The sequence below is a fragment of the Geomonas ferrireducens genome (assembly GCF_004917065.1).
GTDB lineage: Bacteria > Desulfobacterota > Desulfuromonadia > Geobacterales > Geobacteraceae > Geomonas > Geomonas ferrireducens.
In genome coordinates, this window is the sequence record NZ_SSYA01000004.1 from 39,805 (window position 1) to 62,531 (window position 22,727).

Below are 22,727 nucleotides of genomic sequence, written 5' to 3' on the forward strand. Positions count from 1 at the left end.
CAACAGTCAGTGATGATCGTCGCCGGGGAGGCTTCCGGCGAGATGTACGGCGCGCAGATCGCCTCCGCGATACGCACCCTCTCCCCCGACACCCGCTTCTTCGGGATGGGTGGGAACTGCATGCGCGAGGCCGGGGTGGAAACCCTGGTCGACGCCAACGTGATGGCGGTGATGGGGCTCGTGGAAGTTGTGGCGCACCTGCCGACCATCATAAACGGCTTCAACACGCTGAAAAACAAACTCCACACCGATCCTCCCGACCTCCTGATCCTGATCGATTACCCGGATTTCAACCTGAGGCTCGCCAAGGTGGCGAAGAAGGCGGGCATCAAGGTGCTCTACTTCATCTCCCCGCAGGTCTGGGCCTGGAGAAGCCACCGCGTGCACGGCATCGGCCGCGTCGTCGACATGATGGCGGTGCTCTTCCCCTTCGAGGTCCCCTTCTACCGGAAGGCCGGGGTTCCGGTCACCTTCGTCGGACACCCGCTGCTCGACCTGGTAAAGCCGACCATGCGGCGTGACGAGGCGCTCGCCTCGCTGGGACTCGACCCGCAAAGGCGCTGCGTGGGGCTTTTCCCCGGCAGCCGCCACGCGGAGGTGAAAAAGCTCTTTCCCGTCATCCTCGACGCGGCGCGCATCCTGAAAGAGCGCATGCCGGACCTGCAGTTCGTGCTGCCGCGCGCCTCCTCGCTAAAGGATGAGGACCTCGCCCACTACCTTTCCGGGGCGGGGCTCGATGTCGCCGTGATCGCCGGGAGAAACCACGACGTGATGACCGCCTGCGACGCGGTGATCGCGGCGTCCGGTACCGTGGTCATGGAGCTCGCCCTGGTCGGCGTTCCCCACGTGATCATCTACAAGATGTCCAAGTTCACCTACGAGGTGGGGAAACGGGTCATCAACGTGCCGCACATAGGGATCAGCAACATCGTCGCTGAAAAGCGGATGGTGAAGGAATTGTTGCAAGACGAAGCGGAGCCGCTGCCGATCGCGAACGAGATCGACGCGCTCCTGAACAACCCCGGTTACGCGGCGGCCATGCGGGAAGATTTCGCCGCGATGAGAGTTAAGCTGGGGAGCGGCGGCGCTTTGGGCCGCGTGGCCCGGCTCGCCATGGAGATGATGAAATGAGTGCAACACCCCCGAAGAAAGTGAACGTTTTCATGCGGCTGGTCGGCTACAGCCGTCCTCACTGGTGGCGCATCGCGCTTGCCGCCGTGGGCTCGCTCGGGGTGGGCGGGATGGACGGCGCCATGGCCTACCTCGTCGAGCCGGTCTTAAGGAAGATCTTTTCCGGCAAGGACACCGCCATCTTCATGCTGCTGCCGATCGGTATCGTGCTGCTTTACGCCCTGCGCGGCGTCTGCCGCTACACGAACGACTACTTCATCAAGAGCGCCGGGCAGCTGGCGGTCCAGGACGTGAGAAACGATCTGTACGAGAAGAACATGCGCCTGAGTGTCGGGTACTTCAACCGCAACGAGACCGGCACGCTCATGTCGCGCGTGCTGGCCGACGTCGGGATGATGCAGGAAGGGGTGGCGAACGTCATCAGCGGCCTGTTCCGCGACGGGATCTCGGCCGTCGCCCTGCTGGGCGTCATCTTCTACCGCGACTGGCAGCTCGCCCTGATCTCCTTCGTGGTCATTCCGCTCACCGTGATCCCGGCGACGAAGATCGGCAAGCGGATCAAGCGGGTGGCGCGCCAGGGGCAGGAGAAGATGGGGGACCTGGCCAGCATCCTCCAGGAGACCTACTCCGGCATCAAGGTGGTGAAGGCCTTCGGCCTCGAGGGGCGCGAGATCGAGCGCTTCCGGGCGCGCAACAGCGACTTCTACCACTTCACCAGGAAGAACATCAAGTACGACGGCCTCTCGACTCCGATCATGGAGTTCATCACCTCCTTCGGCATCGCAGCCGTCATCTGGGTGGGGGGCAGCAACGTCATGCACGGCACGAAGAGCGCCTCGGAGTTCTTCTCCTTCATCACCGGCATGGTGCTCGTCTTCAACCCGATCAAGCGGCTGCTCTCCTCTTACAACAGCCTGCAGCGCTCCATAGGTGCCGCGGAACGGGTCTTCGAGGTGATGGACGAGAAACCCGAGATCGTGGATGCGCCGGATGCCCGGGACCTCGGCAAGGTGAACGGCGAGGTGGAGTTCCGCGACGTCCGCTTCAAGTACGAGGACGACTACGTGCTGCAGGGGGTGGACCTCAAGGCGAAAAAAGGCGAGGTCATCGCCCTGGTCGGACCCTCCGGCGGCGGCAAGACCACCCTCGTCTCTCTCATCACCCGCTTCTACGATCCGACCGGCGGCGCGGTGCTCATGGACGGCGTCGACATCCGCAAGCGGACCATGCAGAACCTTTTGCAGCAGATCGCCCTGGTCGACCAGGAGACGATACTGTTCAACGACACCATCGCCAACAACATCCGCTACGGACGCTCGCAGGCGACCGATGCGGAGGTCGAGGCCGCGGCGCGGGCCGCCTTCGCTCACGAGTTCATCCTGGAGCTCCCGGAGGGGTACCAGACCAACATCGGCGACCGCGGGGTGCGCCTCTCCGGCGGACAGCGCCAGAGGCTGTGCATCGCCCGGGCCATCCTAAAGGACGCCCCCATCCTCATCCTCGACGAGGCGACCAGCGCGCTCGACACCGAGAGCGAGCAGATGGTGCAAAAGGCGCTCAATAACCTCATGAAGAACCGGACCACCTTCGTCATCGCGCATCGCCTCTCCACCATCACCCATGCCGACCGCATCGTGGTGCTGGAGAAGGGTGTTGTCGCGGAGATGGGGACCCACGAAGAGCTGCTGCAGAAGGAAGGGGTCTACAGCCGCCTGCACGGCATGCAGTTCAAGGAGACAAAATCGTGCCCCGCAGGGTAACTGCGACGAGGAAGTTGCGCTGGAGACTGGAGTCGCTGCTGTTCATGGCCGTCTCCAATCTGGTGGCGCGCCTTCCCCTTAGTGCCGCCAACGCCGTTGGGCCGGCACTGGGCAGGCTTTTGTTCCGTCTGTTGAAGCGGCGTCGCGAGATCGCGGTGCAAAACATCGAGCGCTCGCTTCCCTTCCTGGAAGCCCAGCCGGGGTGGGAGCGGCGCAGTGCCGTCGAGCTTGCCCGCGCGACCTTCGAGAACCTCGGTCGGACCGCGGTGGAGGTCTGCCGCCTCTACCACGACAAGGGGCAGGCGATGATCGATGCCGTCGAGTTCCGGGGACTGGAGCACTTCCAGAAGGCGCGCGAGCGGGGGCGTGGCGTGGCGCTCCTCACCGGCCACTGCGGCAACTGGGAGCTCATGGCGCTCTCCTTCGGCAGCCGGGTGCAAAACATCAGCGTGGTGGCCAAACGCCAGGACAACCAGTCCCTGAACGCCGTGCTGGAGAAGGTGCGCGGGCGTCACGGGAACTCGGTCATCTACGCCGACGGGGCCCTGCGCAACATGCTCGTCCAGTTCCGCCGCAACGGGGTCGTAGGGCTCCTGATCGATCAGGCCACCTGGACCCGCAACGGGGTGCTGGTCGATTTTCTCGGCCGACCGGCCTGGACCACCAACATGCTTGCCCTTTTGGCGCGCAAGAACCAGGTGCCGCTCGTGCCCGCCTTCATCCACCGTGAAGGGGAGCGTCAGGTGGTGGAGTTCCACCCGGAACTGGAACTGGGAGAGGCGCTCGAGGATATCGAGGTGCAGGACACGGTTCAGATGACCCGCTGCCTCGAGGATTACGTGGTGCGGCACCCGACCGAGTGGTATTGGGTTCATCAGCGCTGGAAGCGCGCCCCGCAACCGGCGGGTCCGGCGGACGGGGCGAAGCAGTAACCCCTCCACTTTCCGCCTGCCGCCGAACCTAGCGTTTGATCGCCTCGGTGCAGGCGGCTTCCCCGCTAATGGTTCCCGGATTATTTTGGAGGCCGGATGACGGCAGACCCCGCTGCAACCCGTATCGTCAACCCCGATTCGTACCTTGAATTTGTCGTCGCCGGCAGGCGGGTGGTGGCGCGCGCCTGGGCCGCAGACGCCGTCCGCGAGGCGTTGGCCGCGCCGACTCTGCACGACTGGGCGGCAGCCCGGACGGAGCGCGACGTGATGCACGGCCGCGGCGCCTGCTACGGCGTCACCCTCCCCGGGGCCGAGCCGGTGCCCGTCGTGGTGCGCCGCAACCGGCACGGCGGCCTGCTGCGCTACTTGACCGGGGAGCGCTTCCTCCCCCCGACCCGCGCGCCGCTGGAGCTCGCCAACGCGGTCCGGCTTGCCGAAGCCGGGGTCCCGACCCCCGAGGTGGTCGCTTACGCGCTCTACCCCGCGGCGTTCCCCTTCGTCCGCTGCGACGTGATGACCCGGCGCCTCCCTGCCGGGGGGGACCTGCCGGAGCGCTGGCAGGAAAGCGATGCCGCCGGGCGCGAGGCGCTCCTTCAGGCGGTGGCGCTGCTTTTGCGCCGGCTGGAAGGGTGCGGTGCCTGGCACCCCGATCTCAACATGAAAAACATCTACGTGACGCACGCCCCGGTCCCCACAGCCTATCTGCTCGACGTGGACCGGGTGCTGTTTCCCCCGGAAGGGAAGGTCGCTCGGCGCAACTATGAGCGACTCGCCCGCTCGGCGCGCAAGTGGCGCGACCGGTGGGGATTGCAAATCGACGAGGAGGCGCTGGCGCGGCTGGCATCCCTCGCTATGGAGAAAGATTGATGCGTTTTGCCACAGATAGGGTCTGTATCGTCATGATGAGTGCAGTAGGGGACACCGTGCACGTGCTGCCGGTGCTTCACGCGCTAAAGCGCGCCAACCCGGCCATGAAGGTGACCTGGATCCTGCAGCCCGGGCCGGCGATGCTGGTGCGCGGACACGCGCTGGTTGACGAGATCATCCTGTTCGACCGCAGCAAGGGGTGGCGCGGCTACCTCGAGGTACGGGAGCAGCTGAAGTCGCGCCGCTTCGACCTCGTCCTTGACCTGCAGGTGTACTTCAAGGCCAACATAATCTGCTCTTTCGTGAACGCGCCGGTGAAACTCGGCTTCGATTTCGCCCGTGCCCGGGACCTCAACTGGCTCTTCACCACGCACCGCATTCCGCCGCATGCCATGCAGCACGTCCAGGACCAGTACCTGGAATTCTGCGAGTACCTCGGTGCGCCGACCTCCCCGGTGGAATGGAACCTGGGGCCCTGGAACGACCAGGAACGCGCCTGGCAGCGCGATTTCTACGCGCAGTTCGACCGTCCGGTGGTCCCCATCGTGGTCGCCACCAGCAAGGCACAAAAAGACTGGGTCCCCGAGCGCTGGGCGGAGGTGTGCGATGCGCTGCACGGCGACTTCGGCCTGCAGCCGGTCCTGGTGGGGGGACGCTCCCCGCGCGAGGAGAACGCGGAACGGATCATCATGGAGAAGGCGCGCATCAAGCCCTTCAGCAACCTTGGGAACGGCGGCCTGCGGGGGCTCGTGGGGGTGCTCGACAAGGCGGCACTCGTGCTGTCGCTCGACACCGGCCCGCTGCATATCACGGTCGCCCTGGATCGTCCCGTGATCGCCCTCATGGGGTACTCGAACCCGAAGCGCGTCGGCCCGTACCGCAAGTTCGGCGACCTGGCCATCGACGCCTACGGCGAACCGGGCGAGGATTACCCGATCACCATGGAGAACCATCCCGACCGGATGGCGCGCATCACGGTGCAGGACGTTCTCGACAAGGTCGAGGTGTGGCGCAGCCGTTACCGCCAAAGCGAGGCGGGCGCCTAGCTCAAGGCGCCGACCGACCATGGTCCCGCCGTCAGGCGCGACCCCCCGTCCCCCGCTTGACACCAGGGACGGGAGAGAGAGCTGCATGTTCCTTCTTTTCTACAACCTGGCCGCCCTGATCCTTTTCCCTGCGCTGCTGGCGTTTCATCTTTTCCAGCTCTTGGCCGGCAAGAACCCGCCGGCTCTTGCCGAGCGCCTCGGTGCGATCTCGGCGGAGCAGATGCAAAAGATCCGGGGGCGCAAGGTGATCTGGGTCCACGCGGTCTCGGTCGGCGAGACCCTGGCGGCGCGTCCCCTCCTGAAGGCCCTGAAGGAGCGCCGCCCCGACTGGGCCCTCGTGGTTTCCAACACCACCGCCACCGGCCGGGCCGTCTCCGCCGGGATCCCCGAAATAGACGCCATCATTTGCTTCCCCTTCGATTTTCTCCCATCCGTGCGGCGCGCCTTAGGCGTCGTTGCGCCCGAGCTCGTGGTGATCATGGAAACGGAGATCTGGCCCAACTTCACCCGCGAGGCGGCGCGCCGCGGCATCCCGGTGGTCCTCGCCAACGGCAGGATCTCGGAGCGCTCCTTCCCGCGTTACCGCAAATTCGACTGGTTCTTCCGCCCGACCTTACGCCTCTTTTCCCTGCTTTGCATGCAGGCCGAGGGGGACCTGGAGCGGGTGCTGGCGATCGGCGCACCGCCGGAGCGGAGCGTGGTGACCGGGAACCTGAAATACGATGTCCCGTACCGCGAGGTACCCGCCGCTGAGCGGGCGCAACTGCGGGAAGCGTACCGGATCCCCGCCTCCGCCACCGTCATCTGCGCGGGGAGCACCAGGCCGGGGGAGGAGGCGTACCTGCTCGCCTCCTACCAGGAACTCAAGCGGGAGCGCGACGACCTCTTCCTGGTCCTCGCGCCGCGCCACCCCGAGCGCACCGCGGAGATCGCGTCGCTTTTGGAGCGGGACGGCTTTACCTACCGGCGCTGCAGCGCGCTCGACGGGTGGAGCGGTTCCTTCGCGCCGGGCGAGGTGCTCCTGGTGGACGGGGTGGGACAGTTGATGAGACTCTACGCCCTCTCCGACCTCTGTTTCGTGGGGGGGAGCCTCGTGGAGCTTGGCGGGCACAACCTGCTGGAGCCCGCCTCGTGCGGCATCCCTTCCACCTTCGGGCCATACATGAACAACTTCCGCGACATCGCGGCGCTCGTGCAGCGCTACCGCGGCGGGGTGCAGGTGCCGTCGCCGGGGGAGTTGACTGAAGTCTGGCGCGAGCTCCTCGCCGATACGGACCGGCGCCGCGAACTCGGGCGCAACGCCCTTCTCATGATGCGGGAGAGCGGCGGGGCGACCGCGAAACACATGGCGCTCATGGACCGGTTCCTGGACAAACTCCCTTAATTTACTTCCCATATCGGCGTGGTTATGGCATCATTGCCCGATTTGAACGCCGAGAAAGCCATAATGCAATCAGTTCCACGTTTTGATAAGTCCGCTCGTCCCGCCGGTCCGTCCTGCGCTGGGGGCAGCCCCAGCGGCGCTACGGGTGCCCGATGAAGCCAATAGACCGCAGCCGCGTCCGCAAAATCCTCATCCGTGCCGTCAACTGGATCGGCGATGCCGTGATGACCACCCCGGCCGTCGACACCGTTCGCGCCAACTTCCCCGAAGCCGAAATCACCGTGCTTGCCAACGAGGCCGTCTCAGAGGTCTTTCGCGTCTATGACGGCGTGGACCGGGTGATCACCTTCCACCGTAACGGCCGTCACAAGGGTGCCCTCGGGCGTCTGCGGCTTGCCGCCGAACTGCGCCGCAGCCGCTTCGACCTGGCCGTCATGCTCCCCAACTCCTTCGATGCCGCCCTCGTCCCCTGGCTTGCCGGGATCCCGCAGCGCGTCGGCAAAGACAGCGACGCCCGCAGCATAATACTGACGCACCGCTTTCCCCGCGTACTGCTCAAGCCGGACACGCATCAGGTGCTGAACTACCTGACCATGCTGGAGTACTTCGGCCTCAAACCCTCGCCGGCGCACCTTAGGCTGCAGACCTCGGCCGAGGAAGACGCCGGGATGGAGGCGCTCCTCGCGGCGCGAGGGATCGCCCCCGGGGACTTCGTGATCGGCGTGAACCCCGGCGCCACCTACGGCTCCGCCAAGCGCTGGTACCCCGAGCGCTTTGCCGAGGCCGCGCGCGAACTGGCCGAGCGCTGGGGCGCCCGGGTCATCATCACCGGCGGTCCGGGCGAAACCGAGATGGCGGGGAAAATTGCCGAGTTGCTGGAAGGGGACTGCGCCGATTTCGCCGGAAAGACCTCGGTGAGGCAGCTCATGGCGCTCATCAAGCGTTGCAACTTCTTCATCACCAACGATTCCGGGCCGATGCACATCGCAGCGGCCTTCGACGTCCCGCTTGTCGCCATCTTCGGTCCGACCGACCACCGCACCACGAGCGCCTTCTTCGAGCGCGGCGCCATCGTGCGCCGGGGGGCCGACTGCGCTCCCTGCATGAAGCGGGAGTGCCCCATCGACCACCGCTGCATGACCGCGGTAACCGCGGGCGATGTGATCGAGGCGGCGGACGGCCTCTACCAACGGCTCGGCATCGGCAAGGGGGGGCGGTGAAGCTTCCCTCGGAGCACTACTACCGCGATCTCGTGGAAGGGAGGCGAGAGGCGGTGAGCGACCGGCTCCTCCTCGCGCTGCTGCGGGCACTAGCCGTTCCCTACGCGGCGGTGCTGAGGCTCCGGGCGGCTGCCTACCGTATCGGCCTCTTGCCGTCGCACCGCCTGCCGGTCCCGGTCATCTCGGTCGGGAACATCGCTCTCGGCGGCACAGGGAAGACGCCGGTGGTCGCCTGGCTTTCGCAGTACCTCATAAAGCGCGGCAAGCGGGTCGCCGTTCTTTCCCGCGGGTACGGCGGTTCTGCAGAAGGTGAGCTCCGCATCGTCTGCGACGGCAAGAGCATGCTCCTTCCCCCCGAAGCATCCGGGGATGAGCCGTACCTGCTGGCGCAGAAGGTCCCGGGACTCATGACCGTCATCGGGGCGAACCGTTACCGCGCCGGGCTCTTCGCTCTCAAAGAGTTGCAGCCGGACGTCTTCATCCTGGACGACGGGTTCCAGCACCTGCGCTTGAAGCGCGATCTCGACATCCTGCTTCTTGACGCAAAGCGTCCGCTGGCCGGCGGCCGGACCCTTCCCGCGGGCTTTCTGAGGGAGCCTGCAGCTGCAGTGCAGCGTGCCGATCTCATCGTCTATACCCGCTGCGTCCCGGGGCTCGCCCCCGAACCGGTCGCCCAGAAACCCGCCTGCCGCAGCGCCCACCGGCTCACCGGCCTCATGCCGCTCGCCGGGGGTGCCCGCGTCGGTCTTGATAGCGCAGCCGGGGCGCGGGTGACCGCCTTTTCCGGCATCGCCGACCCCGCCGGTTTCTTCGATCTGTTGGAGGCGGACGGGGTGAAGCTCACCGCGACCCTCGCCTTTCCGGACCACGCAAGCTACGGTGAGGAGGAGATCGCCGCCATCTGCCGGTTGCGGGACGCCTCGCGCAGCACCGTTCTCATCACCACCGAGAAGGATGCCGTTAAGCTCGCGCCGTACCGGGAGAGGCTTGGCAACTGTTTCGTGACGCTGCTCGAGATCGAATTCGAGGAGAGCGGCGTGCTGCTGGATAAGCTCGATGAGCTGTTTCGATAACCCTTGCTCGCAGAAGGCTCTATGCGCGTACTAATCATCAAGACCTCGCCTCTGGGCGAGCTGGCCATCGCACTCTCCGTGCTCGACTACCTGAAACAGGCGTCGCCCGGCATCGAGATCGACTGGGTCGTCGAAGAGTCGCTGCGGCAGGTGCTGGAAGGGCATCCGGACGTAAGCCTGCTGCACACGGTCCGCCCCGACGCCTGGCGCCGGCAGCCGTTCGCCGCCTCGACCCGAAACGAGGTGACGGCGCTCAGGAGTGCGCTTAACGAGCGCGAGTACGACCTCGTCTTCGATCTGCAGGGGGATCTGAAAAGCGGCCTCATCTGCAAGCTGACCGGCTGCCCGAACCGCATCGGTTTCGAGAAGGAGGATCTGAAGGAGGGGGTGAACGCCTTTTTCACCACGCGGCGGATCCCGATGCGGCGCCAGGACCAGCACCTGGCCGACAAATACCTGCGCCTGGTGAGCATCCCCTTCGGTAAGGACTTCAGGCAGATGCCCCTTTGCGTCACGGTCGGCGTCTCTGCCGACGACGACGCCGATGCGGCGGCGCTCTACGCGACCCTTTCCGACGGCCTCGTGTTCCTCTTCCAGTGCGGCAGCTCGCTGCCGACCAAGCTCTGGAGCGAAGCGGGGTGGATCGCGCTGGGGATCGCGCTTTTGGAGCGTTTTCCGGACGCGACCATGCTGCTTCCCTGGGGGGACGACGGTGAGAAAGGGGCGGTGGTCCGCATCGCCGCCGGTATCGGGCGTGGTGCACGCGTGCTCGAGGCGTACCACCTGAAGGGGCTCGCGGCGGTGATGAAAAAGGCGGACCTCGTGGTGGGGGTGGACTCCGGACCGCTCCACCTGGCGGCCGCGCTCGGCACTCCCACGGTCTCCCTCTACCGCTCAACCGATGCCCGCAGCGTCGGGCCGCGCGGAGAGCAGCACGCCGTCTTGCAGTCCCCCATGCACTGCGCCCGCTGCCTGCGCAAGCAATGCGACAAAGACCTCGCCTGCCGCGACACCATCAAGGTGGAGGCGGTGCTGGCCTGCGTCGAGAAACTGTTGACGGATCATTCATGAAGATAACCGCTACCATCATCACCCTGAACGAAGAGAAGTTCATCGGCGACTGTTTGAAGAGCCTCGACTTTGCCGATGAGATCGTGGTCGTCGACTCGGGGAGCACCGACCGTACCGAGGAGATCTGCCGCGAAAACCCGAAGGTCCGCTTCGTGTACCGGGCATGGCCCGGCTTCGGCAAGCAGAAAAACGCCGCGGCGGAGCTTGCGCAAAACGACTGGATCTTCAACATCGACGCCGACGAGCGGGTCTCGCCGCGGCTCAAGGAGTCGATCCTGAAGGTGACCGAGGGGGAGGCACCCTGTTACCGGGTGGCGCGGGAGAACTACTTCGGCGATCGCTGGATCAGGCGTTGCGGCTGGTACCCCGATTTCAACAAGCGGCTCTACGACCGCAGGGAATGCGCCTTCAGCGAGAAAGAGGTCCACGAGGCGCTGGAGTGCCGGGGGAGGGTGGGGGAGCTCGATGGGAATCTGGTGCACAAAACCTATTCCGGCCTCTCCGACTACGTCACCCGGATGGAGCGCTATTCCACCCTGGCGGCCCGGGAACTGGTCAAAAAGGGGAAGCGGCCCGGGCTCGCCCATCTTCTTTTCAAACCCCTCTTCACTTTCTTCAAGATGTACGTCCTGAAGCTCGGTTTCCTGGAAGGGGGGATGGGGTTCGTGCTGAGCACCATTTACGCCCATTACACCTTCTACAAGTACGGCAAGGCGATCGAGCTGAACCGGAACATCGAGGCTTCATGCCCCCCACAAACTCCAAGATATTGATGCTGTACCAGGACGAGCGGTTGCCGTCGAGCCGCGTACGGGTGTTGAACCTGCTCCCGGAACTCGAAACCCTCGGGCTTTGTTGCACGGCCCGCCGTTATCCAAGGAAGGCGTTGGAAAAACTGCGCCTTTACGGGACCTTGGGGCAGTACGACATGGTGTTGCTGCAGAAAAAGCTGGTGTCGCTCCCTGAGCTGTTTATGCTGCGCCGCTGTTGCCGCAGGCTCGCCTTCGACTTCGACGACGTCATCCACATCAGGGACGATAGCTCGTCCGGTGGTTTCAGCAGGACTAGAGAGCGCCGCTTCGCCAACACCATAAAGAGCAGCGACCTGGTCGTTGCCGGGAACGAGGTCCTTGCCGGCTACGCCGGGCGGTTCAACCCGCGTGTCGCGGTCGTCCCCTCGGCCGTCCCCTTTGCAGGGCTCCCGTTGAAGGACTGGCGCCTGCAGAACGAGACGCTCGTCATTGGGTGGGTCGGCGGCGGTGGCAACTTGCATCACCTTTCCATCATAGGCGACGCGCTTAGGGAGTTGGCGCGGCGGACGGACCTGGAACTGCGCGTGATCGCCGACCAGGAGTTCAAGCTGGACGGGGTGCGGGTCCGGAACATACCGTGGCGCCTGGAAACGCAGGAGGCCGAGATCGCGCGCTTCGATGTCGGCATCATGCCCCTTCCCAAGAACATGTGGACCGAGGGGAAGTGCAGCTACAAGTTGCTTCAGTACATGGCGGCGGGTGTGCCGGTGGTGGCAACGGACTGGGGTTTTAATCGTACCGTGGTCCGGCATGGCGAGAACGGGTTCTTGGCCGACGGCCCGGAAGAGTTCTGCCGTTATCTCGATATCATCGGAGGCGACCGGCGCCTTGCGCGGGATATGGGCACGGCGGCGCGGGAAGTGGTCGGCAGGGAATACTCCCTCGCCGCGGTGTCCGCAAAGTTGGCGGCGGCGCTGAAGGCCGCCGTAGGTCAGAGAGGAAGCGTAACGACATGAGAAAAAATGGTGGCGAGGCATGTCGCCTTAAGTTCAACATACTCCACACCGAGTGGTCCCCGGACGGCTGGGGCGGGCAGGAACGGCGCATAATCCAGGAGTGCCTCAGGGTGCGCGAGATGGGTCACAACGTGGTGATCGCCTGCCAGCCGGGGAGTGCGGTGCTTGAGAATGCGAAGCGCGTTGGTATCCCGGTGGAAGAGGTCAGGATGCGTAGGATTTTCGATCCCACTGCGATCTGGAAGCTCTACCGTGCCATCAAAAAGCACCGCATCAACGTTGTGAGCACGCACAGCAGCAAGGACAGTTGGTCCGGCGGGTTGGCGGCCAAGCTGGCCGGGGTCAAGCTGTTGATCAGGACCCGCCACATGGCGAATCCGATCTCGCAGAGCCCCTTCAATTTCGTCTACCGCATGCCCGACGGCATCGTCACTACGGGCGAAGCGGTCCGGGAGGCGATGATCAAGGACAACGGCATGGCGCCGGAGCGGATAGTCTCCATCGCCACCGGCGTTTCCCTGGAGCGCTTCGACCCGACCCGTCCGGTCGACCCCGGGCTCAGGGCGGAACTCGGGATCCCGGAGGGGGCCCCGGTGATCACCATGATCGCCATGCTGAGAAGGGGGAAGCGCTACGACGTCATGGTGGCTGCGGCGCAACTGCTGCAGGATGAGTTCCCGCAGGCGCGCTACCTGTTCGTCGGCGACGGTGCGGGGCGTGCCACGATCGAGGGACTGGTCCGTGAGGCAGGCCTCGAGCACCAGGTGATCCTGACCGGCTACCGCAGCGACATCCCTGAGCTTCTCGCCATTTCGGACGTAGCGGTGCTCACCTCGGAGCTGGAAGGGGTGCCGCAGGGGATCACGCAGTCGATGGCCATGGGACTCCCCGTAGTGGCGGCCCCGGTGGGGGGACTCGCCGAACTGGTCCTGGACGGCAAGACCGGCTTTCGCGCGCAAAGCGGCGACCCGGCGTCCTACGCCACGGCCATCGCGACCTTGCTGCGCGATGAGGCGCTGCGCAAAAGGCTCGGCGCTGCGGCACGCAACCATGTGCTCCAGGGGTACACCGAAGAGATGATGGCAAAAAGGACGCTGGAGTTCTACCACCGGGTCCTGGACGCGGGGAAAAAGGGGCGTTGAACGCCCGCCGGGCACGGCAGGCCGGGCCCGGCGCCGTCACGACAGGCGGACACGGGCGGCCGGTGTCGCGGCAAAGGAGTGGTTCCAGTTGATCAACAAGACGGTTACCTTTAAAAGGACCGGTCCCCGCATCACCCTATTGCGCTGGGCGGGGTGGTTCACCGCGGCCAACGCTGTGGTGCTCATGCTGATATCCGTGAAATACCTGAAGCTTATGCCCCCGCCGGAAACGGCGCTGGCGACCGCTTCTCTGGGCATCTCCTACCTCGGGCATTTCTTCTCCCTCGCCTTCTACCTCTTCCCGGCAAGCGCGCTGATGATCGCCTGCTACCCGCGCCGTCGGGCGGTCCTGGGGCTCTCCATCGCGCTGCAGCTTGCCCTGGTGCTGGGCATCGTCATCGACACCCTGGTGTTCGCCCAGTACCGTTTTCACCTGAACGGGATGGTGTTGAACCTGCTCGCCAGCGGCGCCGCCGGTGAGGTGCTCCCCGTGACGGGGAAACTCTGGTTCCTGCTGGCGCTCGCCGTGCTGGTCGTCGCGCTCGCCGAGTGCGCCATTGCCTGGGCCTGCTGGCGCTGGGTCGAGAAAAGAAGGCGCAGCGTAGGGGGAGGGGTGGCCCTCGCCGTGACGCTGCTTATCCTCTGCACCCACGCCGTGTACGCCTGGGCCGACGCCAACAACGTCACTTCCGTCACGAGCCAGGCGCGTTACCTCCCCGCCTTCAAGCCCCTTACCGCGAAGCGTCTGCTCGCAAAGCTTGGGCTAGCCGGCAAGCGGGAGGCGGGGGGGCTTGCCATGCCAGGCCGGCACAGCGGCCTGCGCTACCCCCTGGAGCAGCTCTCCTTCCAGGAGCCGCCGCAACGGCTAAACCTCCTGGTCATCGCCATCGACAGCTGGCGCTTCGACAACCTGACCCCCGAGGAGACCCCCAACATCTGGCGCTTGTCGCAAAACTCGTGGCGCTTCGACAACCACCTAAGCTCCGGCAACGCGACGCGCTTCGGGATCTTCGGCCTGTTTTACGGCCTCTACGGCACCTACTGGCACGCGGTGCTGGCCGAGGAGCGTAGCCCCGTGCTGATGCGGGAGCTTTTGCGCCGCGACTACCGGATGGGGATCTACGCCAGCGCCCCGCTGGTGAGCCCGGAATTCGACCGCACCGTCTTCGCCGATATCCGCGGCAAGATCGACCTGCACACCGAGGGGGACTCCCCGGCCACGAAGGACCGGGCCATCACGGACAAGATGCTCAAGTTCATCGGCGCCCAGTCCGCGCAGGCGCCGTTCTTCGGCTTCATGTTTTACGATGCGCCGCACACCGAAGGACACCCTCCCGGGGTCGCACCGTTTCAGCCGGAGCTCACGGAGGTCAACTACCTCAAGCTCAACAACGAGTACGACCCGCGCCCCTTCTACAACAGGTACCGCAACTCGGTGTACTACGTGGACGCCATGGTGGGAGAGGTGATCGCGGCCCTGGAGAAAAAGGGACTCATGGAGCAGACCGTGGTGGTGATCACAGGGGACCACGGCCAGGAGTTCAACGACCTGAAGCTCAACTACTGGGGGCATGGCGGCAACTTCTCGAAGTACCAGACCCAGACCCCGATGGTGATCCGTTGGCCGGGCAAGAAGCCGCACGTCTACAGCCACGCCACCACTCACCTCGACCTGGTCCCCACGCTGATGAAGGAGCTGCTCGGCTGCCGCAACGAGCCTGGAGCCTTCAGTAACGGCCGCTCGCTGCTGGAAACCGGGGCACGCCCTTTCACCGTGATCAGCTCCTGGGACACCTTCAGCGTCAACGAGCCCGACCGCATCACGGTGACCCACCCCTCAGGGGACCTGGAGGTCTTGGATGCCTCCTACCGTCCGATCAAGGGGGCGACGATGCGTCCCAAGATATCCGTGGATGCCATGCAGGGGATGGGGAAGTTCTTCGCCCGATAGGGCCTCAGGAGGAGTTATGACACAGACGCTGGTCTCGGTCTGCGTACCCGCATACGACAGCGCGGCAGAGCGCTTCCTGCAGCTCGCCTTCCGGCCGGGATTGCCATGAAAGTCGCCCTGATCCGCCAGAAATACACCCCCTTCGGGGGGGCTGAGCGCTACATGGTGCGCCTGATCGAGGAGCTTGTCGCCCTGGGGCATGAGGTGCACGTCCTGGCGTCGAGCTGGGACGCGGAAGGGGGCGAGAAGATCCGGTTGCACCCGGTCTCCGCGGCCCGAAAGCCCGGTTGGCTCAAATCACTAACCTTCTCGCTTGGATGCAAGCGCATCATCGAAAGCGAGCGCTTCGACGTGGTCTTCAGCCTGGAGCGGACGCTCAGGCAGGACATCTACCGTGCCGGCGACGGCTGCCACCGGATCTGGCTTCAGCGCAAGAACCTGGGGCGGGGGTGGCTCGCGCGCCTTGCCACCTACCTGAGCCCCTTCCAGCTCGCCTACATGGCGCTGGAGCGGCGCCTCTACACCGACCCCGCCCTTTCCGCGGTGATCGCAAACTCCGAGATGGGCAAGCGCGAGATCGTGGAGCTCTACGGGGTGCCCGAGGAGAAGATCCGGGTGGTGTACAACGGGGTGGACGCGGCCGGCTTCCCGCTGCAAAAGCGCGAGGAGTACCGGGCGCAGCTCGCCGAAGCGTACGGTCTGGGTGAAGAGCTGCGCATCCTCTACGTGGGGAGCGGCTTCAAGCGCAAGGGGGTCCCCGCCCTGATCGAGGCCGCGGCAAAGATCACCGTTCCCTTCAAGCTCTTCATCGTGGGGAAGGGGCGGACCGGGGCCCTCATGCGCCGGGCGCAGCGCCTGGGGGTGGCGGAGCAGGTGGTTTTCACCGGGCCGGTGCGCGACGTGGAGCGCTTCTACCTGGGGTGCGACATCTTCGCCTTCCCGACCCTCTATGACCCCTTCAGCAACGCCACGCTCGAGGCGATGGCCTGCGGGCTTCCCGTGGTGACCTCGCGCTACAACGGGGTGGCGGAGCTGATACGAGACGGGGAGCAGGGGATCGTGTTGCGCGATCCGCTCGATGCCGGGGAGATCGCGGCGGCCGTGGCACAGCTCGCCGATCCGCAGCGGCGCTCGAGGATGGGTGCGGCGGCCGCCGAAGCGGCGGCACCTCTTACCATGCAGCGCAACAGCCGGGAAACCCTGGAGGTGATCGGGGAGGTTCTGGAGAAAAGGTAAGGGACGGTGTTGCGGAAAACGTAAAAAAAGATTTACTTGTGCTCCGCGAAGGTGGCATATAATCCGTTTCCGTATCGGTGCGGCCGGGGCTTTCCGCGGCAGCGGCACCCCGCCGGCCGTACCAGGTCCATTGGGAGGTGTACATGAAGAAGATACTGGTTACCGGCGCCGCCGGTTTCATCGGCTTTCACCTGACGCAGCGGCTTTTGGCACGCGGCGACCAGGTGGTAGGGATCGACAACTTAAACGACTATTACGACGTCAACCTGAAGTTCGGCAGGCTCGACCTGCTCAAGGAGCGCGACGGCTTCCGGTTTATCAAGATGGGGCTCGAGGATCGGGAACCGCTGCAGCGCCTGTTCGAGGAGGAGCGTTTCGACGTCGTGGTGAACCTCGCGGCGCAGGCGGGGGTGCGCTACTCGATCGTTAACCCCTACGCCTACATCGACAGCAACATCCAGGGCTTCATCAACATCCTCGAAGGGTGCCGGCACCACGGCGTGAAGCACCTGGTCTACGCCTCCTCCAGCTCGGTCTACGGCGCCAACACCACCATGCCGTTCTCCGTGCATCACAACGTCGACCACCCGGTCTCCCTCTACGCCGCCACCAAGAAGGCCAACGAGCTGATGGCCCACACCTATTCGAGCCTCTACGGCATCCCCACCACGGGGTTGCGCTTCTTCACCGTCTACGGACCGTGGGGGCGGCCGGACATGGCGCTCTTCCTGTTCACCAAGGCGATCCTCGAAGGGCGCCCCATCGACATCTTCAACTACGGGAAGATGCGCCGCGACTTCACCTTCGTCGACGACATCGTCGAGGGGGTGATCCGGGTGAGCGACAAGGTGCCGCAGGGGAACCCCGCCTGGAGCGGCGACGCCCCGGATCCGGGCACGAGCTACGCCCCGTACAAGATCTACAACATCGGCAACAACTCCCCGGTTGAGCTGCTCCGGTTCATCGAGGTGCTGGAGGATGCGCTGGGTCAAAAGGCCGAGAAGAACCTCCTCCCCATCCAGCCCGGCGACGTGCCGGCGACCTACGCCGACGTCGACGACCTGATGGCCGACGTCGGGTTCAGGCCCGCCACCTCCATCGAGGAGGGAATCGGGCGCTTCGTCCAGTGGTACCGGGAGTTTTACCGGGTCTAAACATCTATCGGCAGAAAGGAAAGATATGAAACACACACCTCTGGATTTCTCAGGTGTCACCACCTATCCCATCGCTACCCGCAAGAACAAGATGAACGTCAAGGACGACTTCGCCCAGCCGGTGCGTTCCGGCATGACCGTGTCCGATCTCCTTGCCGCCATGCCGAACCAGTTGGGGGCGCAGGCCCTGAACCGGATCATCGATGCCGTGGTGGCGGCCAGGGCGAAGGGGAAGCCGGTCGTCATGGCCATGGGTGGGCACGTGATCAAGTGCGGGCTGCAGCCCGTATTGAAGTCGCTCATCGAGGCCGACGTGATCACCGCCGTTGCGCTTAACGGGGCCGGTTCCATCCACGATTTCGAGATCGCGCTCATCGGCGCGACCAGCGAGGATGTGGGCGTCGTGCTGCACGCAGGCAACTTCGGCATGGCCGAGGAGACCGGGGCTCAGATCAACGCAGCACTCAAGGAAGGAGTCGCCAAGGGGCTCGGGCACGGCGAGTCGCTCGGGCGGATGATACTGGAGCGCGAGCTCCCCTATCGCGAGCAGAGCCTTCTTGCCACCTGCGCCAAGAAGGGGATTCCGATCACCGTCCATGTGGCGGTCGGTACCGACATCACCCATCAGCACCCCTCCGCCGACGGTGCGGTCATCGGCGCGGCGAGCTACACGGATTTCCAGATTTTCACCTCCGTGGTCTCGCAGTTGGGCGACGGCGGCGTCTACCTGAACATCGGGAGCGCCGTGCTTCTTCCCGAGGTGTTCTTGAAGGCCCTCTCCATCGCGCAGAACCTAGGTCACCACGTCGATCACTTCACCACGGCGAACTTCGACATGCAGCAGCACTACCGTCCGCTCACCAACGTCGTGAAGCGTCCGACTTCCGGCAAGAGCCACGGCTACACCGTAACCGGGCACCACGAGATCATGATCCCGCTCTTAGCGGCGGGGATACTGGACAGGATCGCCTAACCCAGTTCAACGTTCAACGTTCGACGTTCAAGAAATCTTGCCTATTAGCCGAATAGGAGGTGACGTCTTGAGAATAGAGCGCTTTGAAGATGTTGATTCGTGGAAACAAGCTCGTTTACCTGTGACGGATATCTATAAACTCCTTGGCGAATGCAAGGATTATGGGTTCAAGGATCAGATACAACGAGCAGCCGTCTCGGTTATGTCCAATATTGCGGAAGGCTTTGACAGAGGCAGCAACCGGGAACTTATTCAGTATCTCATCGTTTCCCGTGGGTCCGTTTCGGAGGTCAAGAGTCTTGCGTATGCCGGCTTGGATATCGGTTATTTCAGCCATGAATCGTTTGAGGAAGTGATCATGCGCTGTAACCGGATCAGCAACACACTAAATGGATTCATCAGGTTCTTGAAGACGTCCCAACGCAAGGCATAGCCGGCCTGGAAGAAGTTGCCGGCGAACGTTGAACGTTGAACGCTGAACGTTTTTTGGGAGAAGTTATGGATAGACGAGAAATAGAATCACTTTTCGAGCGCGCCGGATCGATTCGGGTGCTGGTCATCGGCGATCTCATGCTGGACGAGTATCTCTGGGGCAAGGCGGAGCGCATCTCGCCGGAGGCACCGGTACAGGTGGTCGAGGTGTCCCATGAGGACCTGCGTCTTGGCGGCGCGGGCAACGTTGTCAACAACCTGATCGCCCTCGGGTGCCAGGTGGCGGTCTGCTCGGTGATCGGCGACGACGAGGACGGAGAGCTGCTGTGCCGCGCCATGGAGGGAAAAGGCGTGGACCTCGCGGGGCTCTTCCAGGACCCCGAGAGAAAAACGAGCAAGAAGACCCGCGTGCTTGCCGCGCACCAGCAGATCGTGCGCATCGACCGGGAAACGAAGTCGGTGCTGGGCCTTGCGAGCGAGCGGGTGCTCCTCGACTACGTGGACGCCCACCTGGAGAGCTTCGACGTCGTCGTCGTCTCGGATTACATGAAAGGGGTGCTCACCCCGGCGGTCCTCACCGCCATCTGCAAAAAGGGACGCAAACTCGGCGTGCCGGTCGTCGTCGACCCGAAGGGGAACGACTTCGGCAAGTACCGCGGCGCCACCCTCCTTACCCCGAACCGCAAGGAGGCGGAGATCGCCTCGGGTGTCGCCATCACCGACATGACGTCGCTGGAAAAGGCGGCCGACACGATTCTCTCCGACCTCGAGCTCGATGCGCTCCTCATCACCCGCAGCGAAGCGGGGATGTCGCTCTTCCCGGCCCGCGGAGAGGCGGTGCACATCCCCACCGTGGCCCGCGAGGTGTTCGACGTGACCGGCGCGGGGGACACGGTGATCTCGGTCCTCTCCCTGGGGATCGCCTGCGGCCTCACCCTAGCCGACGCCGCCTGGGTGGCCAACGTCGCCGCCGGCATCGCGGTGGGCAAGCTCGGCACCTCCACGGTCTCCCCCGAGGAGATCGTGGTCGAGGCGGCGCACGGCCTGAGCGACAGCGACGCGAAGATCAAGAACCTCGACGTCCTTACCCACCTGATCGCCAAGGCGCGCGAGCGCGGCAAGAAGGTGGTCTTCACGAACGGCTGCTTCGACCTTTTGCACGTGGGGCACGTGAAGTACCTGCAGAAGGCGCGCGAGCTCGGGGACCTGCTGGTCGTGGGGGTCAACACGGACGCGTCGGTGCGCCGCCTTAAAGGGGAGGGGCGGCCGCTCATCCAGGAATCGGAGCGGGCGCACATCCTCGCGGCGCTTGGCTGCATCGATTACGTGGTGCTCTTTGACGAGGACACCCCGCTTGCCGTGATCGAGGCGCTGCGCCCGGCCGTGCTGGTCAAGGGGGGAGACTACAGCATCGAGAACGTGGTCGGACGCGAGGTGGTCGAGGCCAACGGTGGCAGGGTCGCCCTCATCGAGTTCGTCGACGGCCGCTCCACTACCAGGATCATTGAAAAGATACTCGCTTCGGGGTGAAAGTGCGCCGGCAGGACTTGAGGTGTGCCGCTTCTATGCTATTCATTTTGAGTTCTTAATTTTTCCGGAGGGGCCATGAAAAAAGCTTTTATCACGGGGATCACCGGGCAGGACGGCTCGTATCTGGCGGAACTTCTGCTCTCCAAGGGGTACGAGGTGCACGGCATGATCCGCCGCTCCTCCTCCTTCAACACCGGCAGGATCGATCACATCTACCGTGACCCGCACGAGGAGGATACCCGCCTCTTTCTCCATTACGGCGACCTGAACGACGCAAGTTCGATCAACCGCCTGCTGCGTGAGATCCACCCCGACGAAATCTACAATCTGGGCGCCCAAAGCCATGTCCGCGTCTCCTTCGACGTCCCCGAGTACACCGGCGAGGTCGACGCGCTCGGCGCGGTGCGCATCCTTGAGGGGATCCGCGAGGCGGGGCTCAACACCCGCTTCTACCAGGCCTCCTCCTCGGAACTCTACGGCAAGGTGGTCGAGACGCCGCAACGCGAGACGACCCCCTTCTACCCCCGCTCCCCGTATGCCTGCGCCAAGGCGTACGCCTTCTACATCACCATGAACTACCGCGAGAGCTACGGCATGTTCGCCTGCAACGGTATCCTCTTCAACCACGAGTCGCCGCGCCGCGGCGAGACCTTCGTCACGAGGAAGATCACCCGCGCCGCCGCGCGCATAAAACTCGGGCTGCAGGAGCGCCTCTATCTGGGGAACCTCGAGGCGAAGAGGGACTGGGGCTTTGCCGGTGATTACGTGGAGGCGATGTGGCGCATGCTGCAGGCTGATAAGCCCGCCGACTACGTGGTGGCGACCGGGGAGACCCACAGCGTGCGCGAGTTCGCCGAGATCGTCTTCGGCAGCCTCGACATGCCGCTTTCCTGGGAGGGAGAGGGGGGAAAGGAAGTCGGCATCAACCGGGCCACCGGCAAGGTGGTCATCGAGATCGACCCGCGCTACTTCCGCCCCGCGGAGGTGGATCTGCTCCTTGGTGACGCGGGCAAGGCAAAACGTGAGCTCGGGTGGGAGCCGAAGACCTCTTTCTCCGAGCTGGTGCGGATGATGACGCAGGCCGACCTGGCCTACGCCGAAAGGGAGCAACGGGCGGATGGAAAATAACGCGAAGATCTTCGTCGCCGGCCATCGCGGCCTGGTCGGGTCCGCCCTGGTGCGGGAACTGGAGCGTCGCGGCTTTTCAAACCTCGTGCTGCGTAAAAGCTCCGAAGTCGACCTGCGCGACCAGGCGGCGGCGCGCGCCTTCTTCGAGGCGGAACGCCCCGATTACGTCCTCCTGGCCGCCGCCAAGGTGGGGGGGATCGTCGCCAACAACAGCTTTCCGGCCGACTTCATCTACGACAACCTGATGATCCAGAACAACGTGATCCACTCGAGCTACTTAGTCGGCGTGAAAAAGCTCCTCATGCTCGGCTCCACCTGCATCTACCCGAAGCTCGCGCCGCAGCCGATCCGGGAGGAGTCCCTGCTCACCGGGCCGCTCGAACCGACTAACGAGCCGTACGCCATCGCGAAGATCGCCGGCATCAAGATGTGCCAGTCCTACAACCGCCAGTACGGCACCAGGTTCATCTGCGCCATGCCGACCAACCTCTACGGCCCGAACGACAACTTCGACCTGACCACCTCCCACGTGCTCCCCGCCCTCATCCGCAGGTTCCACGAGGCGAAGGCGGCGGGTGCCGCTGATGTCACCATCTGGGGGACCGGCACCCCGTACCGCGAGTTCGTGCACGTGGACGACGTGGCCCGCGCCTCGCTCTTTCTCATGGAGCGCTACGAGGGGTGGGACCCGGTGAACGTGGGGAGCGGGCAGGAACTCACCATAGGGGATCTGGCGAAGAAGATCGCCGCCGTCGTAGGCTTCACCGGAAAGATCCTCTTCGACAGCTCCAAGCCCGACGGCACCCCCCGAAAACTCTGCGACGTGAGCCGGATTCACGAACTCGGCTGGCGCCACGAGATCGAACTCGACGAGGGGCTCGCGAGCACCTACCGTTGGTACCTGGAAAACCACGCCTGACCTGTTAATT

The 22,727-nt window shown here is 64.5% G+C and carries 20 protein-coding genes; all 20 read left to right on the forward strand.

The annotated features are described in order from the left end of the window. Positions 1-12 precede the first annotated feature (12 nt). The 20 genes from lpxB (at position 13) to fcl (ending at position 22,717) form a co-directional block, all read left to right on the forward strand. Positions 13-1,131, forward strand: a complete 1,119-nt coding sequence (gene lpxB / locus E8L22_RS20410; protein WP_162604898.1) for a lipid-A-disaccharide synthase — start codon at positions 13-15, stop codon at positions 1,129-1,131. Next, a complete protein-coding gene (gene msbA, locus E8L22_RS20415) occupies positions 1,128-2,891 on the forward strand; it encodes a lipid A export permease/ATP-binding protein MsbA (protein WP_136526960.1) in 1,764 nt (587 codons plus the stop codon). The genes lpxB and msbA overlap by 4 nt, the downstream gene beginning before the upstream one ends. Beyond that, complete coding sequence (locus E8L22_RS20420; RefSeq protein ID WP_246044876.1) at positions 2,876-3,823, forward strand: lysophospholipid acyltransferase family protein; 948 nt, start codon at positions 2,876-2,878, stop codon at positions 3,821-3,823. The genes msbA and E8L22_RS20420 overlap by 16 nt, the downstream gene beginning before the upstream one ends. 96 nt (positions 3,824-3,919) lie before the next feature. Further along, positions 3,920-4,690, forward strand: coding sequence for a lipopolysaccharide kinase InaA family protein (locus tag E8L22_RS20425; protein WP_136526961.1), 771 nt, complete (start codon positions 3,920-3,922; stop codon positions 4,688-4,690). Then, positions 4,690-5,736 carry a glycosyltransferase family 9 protein gene (locus E8L22_RS20430; RefSeq protein ID WP_136526962.1) on the forward strand — a complete coding sequence of 349 codons (1,047 nt, stop codon included), beginning with the start codon at positions 4,690-4,692 and terminating at the stop codon, positions 5,734-5,736. The genes E8L22_RS20425 and E8L22_RS20430 overlap by 1 nt, the downstream gene beginning before the upstream one ends. Before the next feature lie 85 nt (positions 5,737-5,821). Next, on the forward strand, positions 5,822-7,120 hold the full coding sequence (locus E8L22_RS20435) for a 3-deoxy-D-manno-octulosonic acid transferase (protein ID WP_136526963.1): 1,299 nt from the start codon (positions 5,822-5,824) through the stop codon (positions 7,118-7,120). A gap of 152 nt (positions 7,121-7,272) precedes the next feature. After that, entirely contained in the window at positions 7,273-8,340 is a 1,068-nt protein-coding gene (waaF, locus tag E8L22_RS20440; RefSeq protein WP_136526964.1) for a lipopolysaccharide heptosyltransferase II, read from the forward strand. Beyond that, the gene (lpxK, locus tag E8L22_RS20445) at positions 8,337-9,413 is read left to right on the forward strand and encodes a tetraacyldisaccharide 4'-kinase (protein ID WP_136526965.1); all 1,077 of its coding nucleotides are present in this window, start codon (positions 8,337-8,339) and stop codon (positions 9,411-9,413) included. The genes waaF and lpxK overlap by 4 nt, the downstream gene beginning before the upstream one ends. Positions 9,414-9,434: 21 nt before the next feature. Beyond that, positions 9,435-10,484 (forward strand): lipopolysaccharide heptosyltransferase I, encoded by a 1,050-nt coding sequence (gene waaC, locus E8L22_RS20450; protein WP_136526966.1) that lies wholly within the window; start codon positions 9,435-9,437, stop codon positions 10,482-10,484. Continuing rightward, positions 10,481-11,257, forward strand: coding sequence for a glycosyltransferase family 2 protein (locus tag E8L22_RS20455; RefSeq protein WP_136526967.1), 777 nt, complete (start codon positions 10,481-10,483; stop codon positions 11,255-11,257). The genes waaC and E8L22_RS20455 overlap by 4 nt, the downstream gene beginning before the upstream one ends. Beyond that, positions 11,230-12,252, forward strand: coding sequence for a glycosyltransferase family 4 protein (locus tag E8L22_RS20460; protein WP_136526968.1), 1,023 nt, complete (start codon positions 11,230-11,232; stop codon positions 12,250-12,252). The genes E8L22_RS20455 and E8L22_RS20460 overlap by 28 nt, the downstream gene beginning before the upstream one ends. Next, positions 12,249-13,394 carry a glycosyltransferase gene (locus E8L22_RS20465; protein ID WP_136526969.1) on the forward strand — a complete coding sequence of 382 codons (1,146 nt, stop codon included), beginning with the start codon at positions 12,249-12,251 and terminating at the stop codon, positions 13,392-13,394. The genes E8L22_RS20460 and E8L22_RS20465 overlap by 4 nt, the downstream gene beginning before the upstream one ends. An 88-nt stretch (positions 13,395-13,482) precedes the next feature. Beyond that, positions 13,483-15,345, forward strand: a complete 1,863-nt coding sequence (locus E8L22_RS20470) for a DUF3413 domain-containing protein (protein ID WP_136526970.1) — start codon at positions 13,483-13,485, stop codon at positions 15,343-15,345. Positions 15,346-15,450: 105 nt separating this feature from the next. Next, the gene (locus E8L22_RS20475; RefSeq protein WP_136526971.1) at positions 15,451-16,581 is read left to right on the forward strand and encodes a glycosyltransferase family 4 protein; all 1,131 of its coding nucleotides are present in this window, start codon (positions 15,451-15,453) and stop codon (positions 16,579-16,581) included. A gap of 143 nt (positions 16,582-16,724) precedes the next feature. Continuing rightward, the gene (locus E8L22_RS20480; RefSeq protein WP_136526972.1) at positions 16,725-17,735 is read left to right on the forward strand and encodes an NAD-dependent epimerase; all 1,011 of its coding nucleotides are present in this window, start codon (positions 16,725-16,727) and stop codon (positions 17,733-17,735) included. Positions 17,736-17,760: 25 nt separating this feature from the next. After that, complete coding sequence (locus E8L22_RS20485; RefSeq protein WP_136526973.1) at positions 17,761-18,708, forward strand: hypothetical protein; 948 nt, start codon at positions 17,761-17,763, stop codon at positions 18,706-18,708. 67 nt (positions 18,709-18,775) lie between these two features. Next, the gene (locus E8L22_RS20490; protein WP_136526974.1) at positions 18,776-19,141 is read left to right on the forward strand and encodes a four helix bundle protein; all 366 of its coding nucleotides are present in this window, start codon (positions 18,776-18,778) and stop codon (positions 19,139-19,141) included. A gap of 65 nt (positions 19,142-19,206) precedes the next feature. Continuing rightward, positions 19,207-20,670: a bifunctional D-glycero-beta-D-manno-heptose-7-phosphate kinase/D-glycero-beta-D-manno-heptose 1-phosphate adenylyltransferase HldE gene (hldE, locus tag E8L22_RS20495; RefSeq protein ID WP_136526975.1), complete on the forward strand. Its 1,464-nt coding sequence runs from the start codon at positions 19,207-19,209 to the stop codon at positions 20,668-20,670. A gap of 75 nt (positions 20,671-20,745) precedes the next feature. Then, positions 20,746-21,798, forward strand: a complete 1,053-nt coding sequence (gmd, locus tag E8L22_RS20500) for a GDP-mannose 4,6-dehydratase (RefSeq protein ID WP_136526976.1) — start codon at positions 20,746-20,748, stop codon at positions 21,796-21,798. After that, positions 21,788-22,717 carry a GDP-L-fucose synthase gene (fcl, locus tag E8L22_RS20505; RefSeq protein ID WP_136526977.1) on the forward strand — a complete coding sequence of 310 codons (930 nt, stop codon included), beginning with the start codon at positions 21,788-21,790 and terminating at the stop codon, positions 22,715-22,717. Before gmd ends, fcl begins: the two co-directional genes overlap by 11 nt. Positions 22,718-22,727: the final 10 nt, after the last annotated feature.